The organism is Mesorhizobium sp. M1365 (genome assembly GCF_040317865.1).
Classification (GTDB): Bacteria; Pseudomonadota; Alphaproteobacteria; order Rhizobiales; family Rhizobiaceae; genus Mesorhizobium.
The window spans coordinates 38725-50015 of sequence record NZ_JAMYLG010000026.1 but is presented as its reverse complement, the minus strand read 5'-3'; the positions used below and the strand labels follow the sequence as shown (position 1 = coordinate 50015).

The 11291-nt window shown below is 61.5% G+C and carries 12 protein-coding genes and 4 pseudogenes; 5 read left to right on the top strand and 11 right to left on the bottom strand.

Annotated elements, in window-relative coordinates; translation table 11 throughout:
- Positions 1–202 precede the first annotated feature (202 nt).
- The 3 genes from NKH04_RS23265 to NKH04_RS23255 are packed head-to-tail and all read right to left on the bottom strand — an operon-like array spanning position 203 to position 1287.
- Positions 203–691: a hypothetical protein gene (locus NKH04_RS23265; protein ID WP_352503494.1), complete on the bottom strand. Its 489-nt coding sequence runs from the start codon at positions 689–691 to the stop codon at positions 203–205.
- Positions 681–1100 carry a hypothetical protein gene (locus tag NKH04_RS23260; protein WP_353045034.1) on the bottom strand — a complete coding sequence of 140 codons (420 nt, stop codon included), beginning with the start codon at positions 1098–1100 and terminating at the stop codon, positions 681–683. The genes NKH04_RS23265 and NKH04_RS23260 overlap by 11 nt, the downstream gene beginning before the upstream one ends.
- Positions 1087–1287, bottom strand: a complete 201-nt coding sequence (locus NKH04_RS23255) for a hypothetical protein (protein ID WP_353045033.1) — start codon at positions 1285–1287, stop codon at positions 1087–1089. Before NKH04_RS23255 ends, NKH04_RS23260 begins: the two co-directional genes overlap by 14 nt.
- Positions 1288–1621: 334 nt before the next feature.
- Here NKH04_RS23255 and NKH04_RS23245 point away from each other — a divergent pair.
- The 3 genes and pseudogenes from NKH04_RS23245 to NKH04_RS23230 form a co-directional block, all read left to right on the top strand.
- Positions 1622–1741: pseudogene (locus tag NKH04_RS23245) on the top strand (phosphatidate cytidylyltransferase); the annotation flags it as partial.
- A gap of 466 nt (positions 1742–2207) precedes the next feature.
- Positions 2208–3095, top strand: a complete 888-nt coding sequence (locus NKH04_RS23235) for a hypothetical protein (RefSeq protein ID WP_353045032.1) — start codon at positions 2208–2210, stop codon at positions 3093–3095.
- A gap of 76 nt (positions 3096–3171) precedes the next feature.
- Entirely contained in the window at positions 3172–3714 is a 543-nt protein-coding gene (locus NKH04_RS23230) for a hypothetical protein (RefSeq protein ID WP_353045031.1), read from the top strand.
- Here the strand turns inward: NKH04_RS23230 and NKH04_RS23225 are convergent.
- The 4 genes and pseudogenes from NKH04_RS23225 to NKH04_RS23210 form a co-directional block, all read right to left on the bottom strand.
- On the bottom strand, positions 3711–4166 hold the full coding sequence (locus NKH04_RS23225) for a GtrA family protein (protein ID WP_352542315.1): 456 nt from the start codon (positions 4164–4166) through the stop codon (positions 3711–3713). The two genes, NKH04_RS23230 and NKH04_RS23225, sit on opposite strands and share 4 nt — an antisense overlap.
- Positions 4144–4836 carry a class I SAM-dependent methyltransferase gene (locus NKH04_RS23220; protein ID WP_352996920.1) on the bottom strand — a complete coding sequence of 231 codons (693 nt, stop codon included), beginning with the start codon at positions 4834–4836 and terminating at the stop codon, positions 4144–4146. Before NKH04_RS23220 ends, NKH04_RS23225 begins: the two co-directional genes overlap by 23 nt.
- Complete coding sequence (locus tag NKH04_RS23215; RefSeq protein ID WP_353045030.1) at positions 4811–5851, bottom strand: glycosyltransferase family 2 protein; 1041 nt, start codon at positions 5849–5851, stop codon at positions 4811–4813. Before NKH04_RS23215 ends, NKH04_RS23220 begins: the two co-directional genes overlap by 26 nt.
- Positions 5852–6083: 232 nt before the next feature.
- Positions 6084–6197, bottom strand: a pseudogene (locus NKH04_RS23210) (elongation factor P); the annotation flags it as partial.
- Between NKH04_RS23210 and NKH04_RS23205 the strand changes: the two are divergent.
- Positions 6198–6848, top strand: a pseudogene (locus NKH04_RS23205) (OB-fold nucleic acid binding domain-containing protein); the annotation flags it as partial.
- 223 nt (positions 6849–7071) lie between these two features.
- Here NKH04_RS23205 and NKH04_RS23200 read toward each other — a convergent pair.
- The 3 genes and pseudogenes from NKH04_RS23200 to NKH04_RS23190 all read right to left on the bottom strand — a co-directional run.
- Positions 7072–7343: pseudogene (locus NKH04_RS23200) on the bottom strand (type IV secretory system conjugative DNA transfer family protein); the annotation flags it as partial.
- Entirely contained in the window at positions 7277–8401 is a 1125-nt protein-coding gene (locus NKH04_RS23195; RefSeq protein WP_353045029.1) for an S-adenosylmethionine:tRNA ribosyltransferase-isomerase, read from the bottom strand. The gene NKH04_RS23195 and the pseudogene NKH04_RS23200, both read right to left, overlap by 67 nt.
- Positions 8398–9120, bottom strand: a complete 723-nt coding sequence (locus NKH04_RS23190; protein WP_352542311.1) for an SDR family NAD(P)-dependent oxidoreductase — start codon at positions 9118–9120, stop codon at positions 8398–8400. The genes NKH04_RS23195 and NKH04_RS23190 overlap by 4 nt, the downstream gene beginning before the upstream one ends.
- A 94-nt stretch (positions 9121–9214) precedes the next feature.
- On the opposite strand from NKH04_RS23190, the gene soxR reads away from it, so the two are divergent.
- Positions 9215–9640, top strand: a complete 426-nt coding sequence (gene soxR / locus NKH04_RS23185) for a redox-sensitive transcriptional activator SoxR (protein ID WP_502895522.1) — start codon at positions 9215–9217, stop codon at positions 9638–9640.
- A gap of 368 nt (positions 9641–10008) precedes the next feature.
- Here soxR and NKH04_RS23180 read toward each other — a convergent pair whose 3' ends face one another.
- Positions 10009–10881 carry a ferritin-like domain-containing protein gene (locus NKH04_RS23180; RefSeq protein ID WP_352542310.1) on the bottom strand — a complete coding sequence of 291 codons (873 nt, stop codon included), beginning with the start codon at positions 10879–10881 and terminating at the stop codon, positions 10009–10011.
- Positions 10882–11291: the final 410 nt, after the last annotated feature.

The following is an 11291-nucleotide window of genomic DNA, read 5'->3' as shown; positions in this document are numbered from 1 at the left end:
CGCTTTTGTGTATCTCGGTTGAGAACACGGGACCGCCGCGAAAGTTCGGTGCACGCAGCGCCATGCGAACGAGCTGCAGCTGGCGAAAAACGATGGTGCAGGGTCGATGCGCTCATTTGCACATGTGCCGCGAGCTCGTCGATGCTGAACTGTCGAGGCGGCGGTCATAGAACTGGCAAGCGAGGACCATTGGCTTGTCCGACTATCGTTGCGCCTTCAGCAGACGCTCGAGCGTTGAAAAGTCACTCATGTCGCGGTAGGGCGTCAGGTCAAGATCCTTGGGGATCTTCTTGAGCTTCTCTTCGGAGATCGGTTTTTCGTTCTTTTTGTTGAAGGCCTGGTAAGCGGACCAGCCAACACCCGCCGCCTTCACTGCATCGCGTTCGGCTCGAAGGGCGATTTGATGCGCGTGCAGATAATGAAGCCCGAGTTCGTCTAGGAGCGCCTTTTCAACGATTTCGTGCGTTAGCAGAAATGGGGCAAGCCGGACCTTGGCCGATTTCCAATCCATAGTGCGAGGCATATGGCGATCGATATAAATCGTCCTGCCATCTTTGCTGTATCCAGCAATGTAGGGGATATCGAAATCATGAACGATCTTCACCCGACGATGCAGCGCCCGCACAGCGTCACTCAGTACATCATCGTCCAAGTCTTCGGAAACGTGGCGGACTTCATCTTCAAGCTTCATTTTTTCCACACTGAGACCAGCGGCGCTTTGCTCCCATAGACCGGATCCTTGCGTTGACGGCCAACTTGGGAATCGCTCGTAATGCCCGCTCATGTTCCTGGGCTGTCGTGCATTCGTCATAAGCGTCGGATGCGGGATAAGCGCCGACTACCAGGAAACCAGCAGACTCGGAGAGACATTGGTGACCGGTGCCGGCCGGAAGAACTGCCATGTCGTCGGCCTTCAAGGACAATGTACGGCCCCTGTTGCCCCCGAACCGAACCTTGCCGGTTCCGCCCGAAACCCCAAGCACTTCATTTTTGCGGGAATGGTAATGGACGTAGTGGTAGATGCCGTCCCGCCAGCCGCTACTCCAGCCATTGGACTCGAAAAGCTCTTCCAGCACGGCTGCGGAATCAAATTGTTCCACCGACCTTACGGCGGCCGCGATAGACGACAAACGGCCAGAAGGGGTGGTTCGGCACGAGGCCGTCATCCTTGAACCGAAATTCGAGTGGCTTCTTCATCTTCACGAATTCGGCGAGTTCTTGCTTTCTCGGTCGCGCGATACCCGTCGCCTGCTCGGTAGCTTTCTTCAGGCTCTCGAGAATGCCCACGGCGAATCCTTGCGCTGGATGAGACAGCGGCGAAAGCCTCCGCTCTGGTCTCAACAAATCTCAACCAGCGACACCGCACTTTGTTCCTTTTGTCGAATGGCCGCTATTAAGCTGCGGCCCGCGAGGAGAACTGAAACTCAGAGAAGCGCCCGCATGTCGGCCGCTCAGCTTGTGCCTGCCGGAGTTGACGAGAATTGCCTTGGCGGTGCTGCGCCAGAAGGCATTCGCGTCCTCCAGGTTTTTGGATTCTGGGACCCGGGCGATACCTTCGACCAATTTCCGCCGCCGATTCAGCGGAAACGCGCTTATGTTGAATGATCGATCACCTCACCCGGATCGCCCAAGCTTCGAAGGCCGCAACCTGTTGCTGATCGCTTTCCTGATCATCACCGTGCAAGGCAGCGACGTACTGCAATTTATCTTCGGCAAGCTGTTCGGCCGGCATCTTCTGGCGCGGTGGAGGAAGCGAAACTCACCGCCGTGCCGTACTTTACCTGGGACGATCGCGACCCCGGCGAGATGCTGGTCTGGCTCAGAAGCGCGTGGTAGCTCTATCGCCATCTGAGCCGCGTTGCATGCCTTGAATTCGCCCGGGCGCGCGTCATCTAGCTTTGAGTGGCGCCAGTCACTTGAACGGGTGGAGGCAGATTGTGGCGCTCGAAGCTGTCGCGCGTCCGAACGCCGGTGGCCGCTTTATTGCGGTCGTGGTGGTGCCGCTGCTATTCGTCGTCGGTGGACTGGCCATTCGCTATGCGGCATTTGCCTCGATCTCGGCGGAACCAGGCTTCGCAGCCTATGCCCACGCGCTCTGCCGGTGGGATTGCGCGTGGTATGTCGACATTTCCGAACACGGTTATGAGCGCTTTCCCATTCCAAACCAGAGCAATGTCGGACGCTGGGGCTTCTTTCCATTCTATCCGATGCTGGTGGCGGCAATCCGGTCTGTTTTCCCTTTGCCGACGATACTGCTCGCGTCGATCACATCGGTTGCGTGCAGCTACGCGGCCTGTCTGGTGGCGTGGCCGCTGCTCGAGAAGAACATGCGCGCTTATGTGCTATATTGCGCCTTTCTGCTCAGCGGCCCGTTCTCCTTTCATTTTACGACTTTCCTGACCGAACCTCTTTTCGTGCTCGTGACGTCGTGCGTTTTTCTGGCACTCAAACGCTCCAGCTATCTGACCGCGGGGCTGTCATCGGCTCTGCTGTCGGCAACCAGGCTCGTCGGAGTGCTTGTTGTATTTGCGACCGTCATTCAGATGTTCAGGGATTACCGCGCAAAGGGCGGATCGGCGCTTTCTTTCCCACGTTGGGTGCTTGGCCGACCGGATCTGCTCGTTGCAATTCTCATCTCGCCTGCCGGCTTGTTCGCCTACATCCTGTTCCTCTATCTGACGGTCGGGGACGGCTTTGCCTTCCTGCACGTCCAGCGCGCGTTTGGACGGGTGGTGGGCAATCCGCTCGCCTTCATATGGGATGGACTCTCGGCCGTTCCGGCGACTGGATGGCTGCCTACGGCGCCGCAATGGAGCGCGCTCGCCGCACTCATAGGACTGGCGCTATCGGCGGTTCTGGCGGTTCGCAGGCAATATGGCGCCGCGTTGTTCTGCGCCTGCTGCATCATCCTGCCGCTGATCACGAACCTGGCCTCGATGGTCAGATACGTCATTGGGCTTGCGCCTCTGACAATGTTGCTGACGACGTTGTTGTCGGCGTCGAAGCTGACTTTTCTTGCGGCTCTGGGTCTCTTCCTGGGCGCCTGCTATTTCATGACCGTCGCATGGATCGGGGGTTATCTTGCCCTGGTCTGACATTTCGGGCCGGTATCGGCGCGCGGCCAGATTTGGTGGCTACGCGCTGGCGGCGGTTCTGGCCGGGACAGAAATCATGATCCTTGCGCTTGCTCTCAATCCAGACGTCAATGCCGACTATCGCGCCTATTACATCGACCGGACGACGACCTGCCTCAATCGCGATGCGGTCGGCAGCTACACACTTGGCGAGACGGTGTCGTTCCGGTCCGACGGAGCCAAAAAGGCAACCGGCATGATGGTCTGTGGCTGGTCGGGGCCGGTAGCCGACGGCACCCATTCGCTGGGCGAGACCTCGCGGCTTCGCCTGGACATACCGCCGCTTCGCGACGGTCTGACTGCCACGCTGCAAATGGCCGCCGTCATTCGTCCGCCCCAGATCACGCAAAGGGTTGTGATCTCGGTGAACGGCGTTCGGGTGCATGCGGTGACGCTGTCCGGCAAAGAGCCACGCACGGTATCGTTCGTCATTCCACCGGCGGCCCTCGCCAAGGCCAAGACACTCGACATCGCCTTCGACTACCTCGACGGCATTCCGCAAACTCCTGCCGCCAGCAACATCTATAAGCGCTCCATCAAATTGTTGTCGCTCCGGCTCGATCCCACTGATGCGGATTAGGGCGGGCGATCGCGCTGCCGGCCGCGTCTTCGCTGCGCAAAAACCCATCGGTCGAGCATGAGGAGATTGACCGCTGGAACAAGCAAGCATGTAACCAGGATGGCAATGATCGGCGGCAGACTGAGTTTCGCAGTCAAAAGCGCCGGCGCCGCGTAAGCCACCGCGAAGCCGGTTGCCGTCAGCAAGAGAAAACGCGGAGCCTCCGATCGATGCGATCCGCTCGACGCGAAGGTCACGAACTTATGCGCGAGATAAGAAAACAGGGCGGCAGCGGTATAAGCTGCGAGCGAGGCACCGACCGGCGAGAGGCCGAACCGTTGCCATTCGACCAAAGCGGTGGCCATCACTGCATATAGGATCGTTGCAGCGATGCCGACCGACCCGAAACGCACCAGCAGTTTCAGGCCGGCGTCGCTGGTCGAGGGGCCCTCAGACTTGCGCACTGCAGGCATACTGCGCTCCAAGCGGCAGCGACGCGAGCGCGCGCTCGACTCTTCTGGCGAAAGGCCTTGCCGACGGCAGCAGCAGGAAATGCTCGGATCGGATGTCCCGGAACCCGGTCTCCCGAAAGAGGGACGCTGCGTTGGCAGCGTTGAGGAGGACCGCGTCGTGGTCGAACGGACACCGGAACACCGCAAGACGCGTCAGGGGATTATAGGGATTGTGCTCGATGATGCATGCGACGCCACCTGGCCGCACGACACGCCGCAATTCCAGCAAGAAATCGGACCAGGAGGAGGGCGGAACGTGATGGACGACGCAACTGGCGAAAGCCAGATCGAACGCGCCATCCTCATAGGGCAGACTCGGCGACGTGCAGGCCCGGTAGGTCACACCTGGATTGTCCTGGCCAGCGCGCAAAATTGATTGCTCCGACACGTCGCAGCCATCGAGGCTGTCAAAAGCGCCGTCGAGGTAGGGGTGGAGCGAACCGACGCCGCAGCCGATATCCAGCGCCCTTACAGCCGCCCCACCCCGCCGAAGCTTTCGCTCGACCACCAGACGCCGCAGCAGGTCCGCCTTGGCGACAAGGAAGAAGTCGTGCCCGAGTCCGGAAAATCGGATGGACCCTTCGACCGCCTCGCCATAGTTGGAATTATAGCTGTCGAAGAGTTCGGCCATTGGCGGGGACTCCACTCCTGGGCTTGTGAAACGATAGGCGGCGCTTACCAGAGACGGTACGCATCGCCTCGTCGAAGCCGGTGAGCCGATTAATCACATAAAGCGGGCGGCGTTTCACCTCGGCGTGGATGCTGCCAACGTAGAGCCCGACCACACCGGTCATGAAAAGATTGATGCCGCACAGGAGCGACACGATCACCACCGTGGATGTCCACCCGGCAATGATGCCGGTTTCAAAAAACGAGGCAAAGATGGCATAGGCGCCAAAGACCACCGCAAGCGCGGAAATGCCCAATCCGCCCCAGAGCGCCAGGCGTAAGGGCTTCTCGGAGAAACTGACGATGCCGTGAACCGCAAGGTGCACCATCTTCCAGAATGGGTATTTGGTCTGGCCCAGGGTTCGCGCGTGGCGCTCAAATGGCACGGTCGTTTGCTTGAAGCCCATCCAGCCGAACATGCCCCTGACGAAGCGGTCATGTTCGGGCATGCGCTTGAAGGTTTCTAGCGGCTTGCGGCCGACCAGGCGGAAGTCGCCGACGTCGCGCGGAATATCGACCGACGTCATTTTCTCCAGCAGGCGATAGAAAAGACTTGCCGTAAAGCGCTTGAACCAGGATTCGCCCTCGCGCTTGACCCGGCGGGCATAGACGATCTCGAAGCCTTCCTTCCACTTGGCCACCAGATCGAGAACGACTTCCGGCGGATCCTGCAGGTCGGCATCCATGACGATGACGGCATCGCCCGCAGCGGCGTCCATACCGGCGGTAATCGCCACTTGGTGGCCGAAATTGCGGGAAAATTCGATCAGCCGAAAGCGCGGCTCGGCGGCAACCACTTTTTGGAGGTATTCGACGCTTCCATCAAGGCTTCCGTCATCGACGAAGATGGCCTCGGTCTCGCCGTCCAGCCGGTCGATAAGCGAACTGATCCGCTCGATCAGCCGAGGCAGCACCTGTTCTTCATTGTATATGGGCAGGACGAGCGAGTAGCGAGGCGGTGATCTGTTCACCGTCATTCCAGGGCCGTGGACCACAGAGTCTCGCATGCGGTTGAAAATGTAACGAAAGCTACAAAGTTCCAAAGGTGTGCAAGAAAGTGCTAATTTAGCTAGTTCTTGATTGAATGCCGGTTCTCAGTGAGAGATGAGCGTCCGCACCGAGGCGCGAACTCGATAGGTCGCCAGCGAGGTTCGTCTGGCGATACGCCAGCACAAAGCTGTTTGACCGCCCTGAAGATCGCTGCACGCCCTCCTTCGCGCGCTCCACGTAGGCGCCATCCGCAGTCATCACCACGACGCGGGTGCCGGTGCTGATGTATAGCGGTACCAGGGTGCGCACGCCGTTGGACAGCGTTGCCGGTTTCGCGACGAACCTCTGCCGCTGTTTGCGGCCGCTGCTTGCCGTGAGAAGAAGACTTTGCCTGAGATCCACCAGCCTGTTGTTGCGTTCAGGCCCATGACGGCCGGCCGCGACGTTGTCGAGGATTATGGCCATGTTGGGCTGACCTTGCGCAGCCATCCGGCGTCGTTTCTGCGTGCCGATCTTCGCCGGCGCAGCATCGTGACCTGTCAGGAGACCATGCAGGCGCGAGACAGAAGCTGGCTCGAGGCTGCCGGCCTGGTTCTGGTCCGGCAACGGCCAGGCTCGGCCAAAGGCCTCATGTTCCTCACCGTGGAGGATGAGACGGGCGCCGCCAACGTCGTCGTCTGGGTCAAGGTATTCGAGAAATTCCGTCGCGTGCTTCTTTCGTCGGCCATGCTCGGCGTGCGCGGCCGCATCCAGCGGGAAGGGGAGGTGGTGCATCTCGTCTCCCATCAGTTGACCGACCTGTCGCCCGAGCTGGCCAGCCTGGGAAACCGCGAGACGCCGTTTCCCGTGCCGCATGGCCGCGGTGACGAAGCCCATCACGGCGCGCCGAGTGTCGATCCGCGGAGCCTGTCGAAGGGCCGAAACATCGTCGATCCATACGAGCACATCGACGGCATCAAGGTGAAGACGCGGAATTTCCGATAGAAGCTGCAGCGGATATACCGTCATCATGTGGTAGTCTGGCCCGCATGACGGCGCTTTATCTCAATTGACGCGGAAGACGGTGGATCCCTCAGCCGAATAAAACGCATCCGCCGAAATGGATCGAGCCTCAGCTGACGCGCCTGGTCGACGAAGCGCCCGACGGCGCCGATTGGCTTCACGAGATCACACGATGCTCGCCGGCCTGGCCCGAAGCGGCAGCCGGGCTCCAGTCGTCCGTGCCCGGCTGTGCCGGCCTGGCAAGCACCGGCGGCGCCATGAGCCGGTCCTTGAAACGGCGATCCTCGTAGCGCGCCTTCTTCGCGCGGATCGGCGGCGTGCCCGCCACCATGACGATCTCGTCGGCGGGCGGGAGCTGCATGATCTCGCCCGGGTTAGCAGCGGTCTGGCGGTCTCGGAGCGCGACACCATCAGATGGCCAAGCCAGGGCGAGAGCCGATGGCCCGCATAGTTGCGCATGGCGCGCATCTCGGGAGCACCTCGGCACGGTTCCGTTCGCGCGATAGAAGCAGCGGTTGGCGATTGAGCAGCATGGAATCGCCGAATTCATGCGCGCGGTATCGATACGCGATGAAGGCTGCGGAGGCCTTGGCGAGCAGAGCATCGTCGGCAAAGGCGCGCAAGAGCTCGAAATGGCTTTCGCCGGGCTGGTGGACGCCCGTGAGAACCGCATCGACCACGCGAAGCCGCGTGCCCCGCGCGATGCGCCCTGTCGCAATGCCATTTCCGGCACGCACATTGCCGCCGGGATTGGCAGCTGCCTCAAGTGCGCGCACTACGCTCGTGCCGATGGCAATGATGCGGCCGCCGCGCAGCTTCGCCCACGCGACCTGCGCCGCGGTGCGCCCAGGGATGCGGTATGGCTCGTCGAAGGGAAGGCGCGAGTCGAGCGCGGGATCGCCGGCAGAAGAGACGCCCGCAGCATGCGTGAGTGTTGCAAAGCCAATGTCGTGCCGACGCCAGGCTTGGAGCGTGCGCCAGTCGAGCGCGAAGCCTGCCGATGGCGCCTCGAACGCGACCGGCCCGGCTGCAATCTTCGTCCAAACATCCCACAGTGCCAACGGCTCGGGAACATGCGCGTATTGGATCGGCCGGCCGTGCTGCGCCAGTCCTGCAAGCACCGCTGCGCGATTGCCTGGGAAGTGCAATTCGAGAAGGCGTGGATGGTCGAGAAGGCGCTCGACGACGGCGTCAAGCGAGCCGAGCCGGAGGCGATCGCCTGGTGACAGCGGAGGTGGAGGCAGCCGGTCTTCCGTGCGCGTGCGGTGATCGCCCGAGCCGAAGGCAATCGCCACGAAACGGGTTGGATCGGGAAGTGATAGCCAGCCCGCCAGGCGGATCTCGATCGCCTCACCGCTTGGGACATGCGTGCCGTGCAAGCTGGCAGGCAAGGTCGCGGCGTCATTGGCGACGACCAGATCGCCGGGGTTGAACAGCGTCGCGAGTCCAGCTCGCGGCAGGTCGCGCATCGTGCCGTCCGCCTCGACGACGAACAGCCTGGCGGAGCGCTGATCGGGACGATCGGCGGCAATCATGCATGTGCTCCGGCGAGACGCGTAGAGCGGACCGGCAACGCGTCGAGCATCTTTTCGATGATCTCGGCAGCTGCCTCCTCGGGGCGCTTCAAGGTCGCCGGATCAGCATCAGGGATCGCGAGCGCGTGCAGTGGGGTGTCCATATCGCCGGGGTCAAGTGCGAGGAGCCGGATGCCGTCTGCTTTCGCCTCCTCGTCCCAAATCGCCGTCAGATGGGCAAGAGCGGCCTTGCTCGCGCCGTATGCTCCCCAGCCGGGATAGGCGTTCACCGCGGCGTCGCTGGAAATGTTGATCGCCATCGCGCCACGGCCGCCGCGCGCGGACGCCGCAAGCGCACCGAAAAGAGCCTTCGTCAGCCGGAACGCGCCGACCAGGTTGACGGCGAGCGCTGTTTCCAGCTCCTCGCACTCAGTATCGGCGAGGAGCGCCAGAGGGACAGGGCCGAGGCTCGAGGCATTGTTGATCAGGACGTCGAGCCCGCCGAGGCTCGCGGTTACCTGTAGCGCGATCGAGTAGGTGTCCTCCTTCTTGCCGACGTCGCCGACAACGCCGTGCGCGCCCGTCTCGTCAGCGATGCGTGCGACGTTCGCGGCGGTGCGGGCGACGAAGGCGACGCACGCATCCTGTGCGGCAAGCTGCCGCACAAGCGCCAGTCCGAGACCGGACGTGCCGCCCGTGACCGCCACGCGAAGTCCCTGAAGTTCGATATTCGTCTGCATTGCCAGTGCTCCCTTAATCCGTACGCCTCTTGCTACAAGTTAAAGTTAACTTGAAGTCAAGCGGGAATTGTGCTTTGGTTCATGCATGGATTCCATGCTGACCATCACCGACGTGTCACGGCGCAGCGGCGTCGCCTCATCGGCCCTGCGCTTCTACGAGGAGCGCGGGCTGATCGCGTCCGAGCGGGCCGGCTCGGGACACAGACGCTACCCGCGATCCGTGCTGCGCCGGATCGCCTTCATCGTCTTCGCGCAGCGAATTGGGCTGACACTTGAGGAGATCGGCGCCGAGCTGGCCAAGTTGCCGGCCGATCGCGTGCCGTCGCGTCGGGACTGGTCGCGGTTGTCGGGCCAGTGGACCAAGCGCATCGACCAGCGCATCGCCGAGTTGCAGCGCCTGAGGTCGGGGCTTACCGAGTGCATCGGTTGCGGCTGCCTGTCGATGGACCGGTGTAGCCTTGCGAACCCTGCCGATATGGCAGGACGCAAGGGGCCGGGGCCGAGGTATTGGCTGGGGTGAGTTGACAGCCTGCCTGTCCCTATTGCAGAACTCGGCAGCGCAAGACTTCGCCAAGTGCGAGACGCTGCGGCCCCGGTAAGGTCAGGGCGCGGCGGCCCTGATGTCAATTCAGGAATCGCGCTGAACCGGACAGCTCCTGCATTTGTCTCAAAACCGCGGTCAACAAAGGGTCAGAACAAGAGCTGCTCAAAATCGACGCGATGGAAGGCTCCCGCTCCGCCGGGGTTGGCATCGTTAGGATGGACAAACCGGGAGCGTAAGACTCCTGCGGCGGATTTGATTCGTGATCGTCGCGCAGCCGTACCAGCAGTGCCGCCCGCAGGCCCGCTGCATCTCTTCCGGCGATCCGATCGCCTGTCGCGAGCGACTCAGGTGCTCTTCAGGGTCCCGTTCATCCCTTCCGGATAGAAGCCGCCCTTGCTCACTCCGTCCTTGTCGGTGAGATAGACGATCCGCAGCACTTCCTGCGGCGTCCTGGTGAACGCGATCGCGTCGGGCGTCGAAGGAACGAAATTGGCCTTGCCATTCACCTGGATGCCCTGGTCCTTGTCTTCCGGCCCGTCGATCTTGTCTCGTGCATCGGAGACGGCGTTGGCGGCCTTCCAGGCTTTCTCTCCCTTCCGGTATAGAGTGGAGCGCGCCATTCCCATGTGATAGGCCTCGACCGCCAATATGCCGGCGGCGGCTGCGAGGAAGTCCTTGTCCTTCAGAACCGTCGCAGCACCGGCATAGGCGGTGACGCCGACATCCTCGAACAGCATGCCGCCGAGAACGAAGTTCGTTTCGTTGCCGAAGGGATCGAAGTCCCGCCCGAGGCCCGCTGCCTCCGCGACCGCCTTGAACCCCGCATCGAAATCGATGGCCGGCCTGTCGACTGCGTTCTTTGCAAGCGTCTTGCGGTAGAACCGGACATGCGCGAGTTCGTTTTCAGCAACCTCCTGCATGAATTCGCCGATGGCGGGTGTCTCGAAGGACACTTTCTTTCCGCCGACGACATCGCCGGGTTTGGAACCGGCATCGGCGGCGTCGATGCCTTTTCCGGTGGTGCCGCGAAGATAATATTCGGCCTCCATGTATTCCAGGTTGAGCGCAAAGCGGAAAATGTCCTCGTCCTGCACTTCCTCCTTGGCATAGGCGCGAGAAACCGGCGCCAGGCCCGTCGTGGCGGCGAGGCTGGCTCCCAGCCCAAATTGCAATGCGCGGCGACGGGAAAGGTGGAGTGAAGGGATGGCACGTATCATGGCTTCCTCCCAAAAGTCCGCCGGGACCACCGTTGGCACCTTATCGCGGGCAACGCGCCCAACTCCGCCATAGGCGAAATGTTCCTGTAAAGGTCGGACTTTGCAGGGGTCGTGCTCCGGATCAATGGCTTTTTGGGCGCGTAACGTCGGAGCTGGCATCGACTATTTGTGACCAAGCCTCGAGTCTAGACATTGAGGTGACACATTATGAGCCGGATAAGCTACGCCCGCGTCGGAACTGGGAGAAACGTCCGCTATCGAACGACCACTTTTCATTCGCGCGGTGAAGCTGCGGAACATCAAAAAGCTGCTCAAGCTCGATCGCAGAAAAGCGCTGCACTTGGTTTGGACCGAACGAGATTGCCGGGTGTGATGCCAGATAAAGCGGGCAGAGGTGCAGTCGCCTCGAC

Bases quoted from the DNA above. Each gene is read 5' to 3' on its own strand.
- NKH04_RS23265 (WP_352503494.1), bottom strand. From the start codon at position 691: ATGAAGCTTGAAGATGAAGTCCGCCACGTTTCCGAAGACTTGGACGAT.
- NKH04_RS23235 (WP_353045032.1), top strand. From the start codon at position 2,208: ATGCTGGTGGCGGCAATCCGGTCTGTTTTCCCTTTGCCGACGATACTG.
- NKH04_RS23230 (WP_353045031.1), top strand. From the start codon at position 3,172: ATGATCCTTGCGCTTGCTCTCAATCCAGACGTCAATGCCGACTATCGC.
- NKH04_RS23225 (WP_352542315.1), bottom strand. From the start codon at position 4,166: ATGCCTGCAGTGCGCAAGTCTGAGGGCCCCTCGACCAGCGACGCCGGC.
- NKH04_RS23220 (WP_352996920.1), bottom strand. From the start codon at position 4,836: ATGGCCGAACTCTTCGACAGCTATAATTCCAACTATGGCGAGGCGGTC.
- NKH04_RS23215 (WP_353045030.1), bottom strand. From the start codon at position 5,851: ATGACGGTGAACAGATCACCGCCTCGCTACTCGCTCGTCCTGCCCATA.
- NKH04_RS23195 (WP_353045029.1), bottom strand. From the start codon at position 8,401: ATGATTGCCGCCGATCGTCCCGATCAGCGCTCCGCCAGGCTGTTCGTC.
- NKH04_RS23190 (WP_352542311.1), bottom strand. From the start codon at position 9,120: ATGCAGACGAATATCGAACTTCAGGGACTTCGCGTGGCGGTCACGGGC.
- soxR (WP_502895522.1), top strand. From the start codon at position 9,215: ATGCTGACCATCACCGACGTGTCACGGCGCAGCGGCGTCGCCTCATCG.
- NKH04_RS23180 (WP_352542310.1), bottom strand. From the start codon at position 10,881: ATGATACGTGCCATCCCTTCACTCCACCTTTCCCGTCGCCGCGCATTG.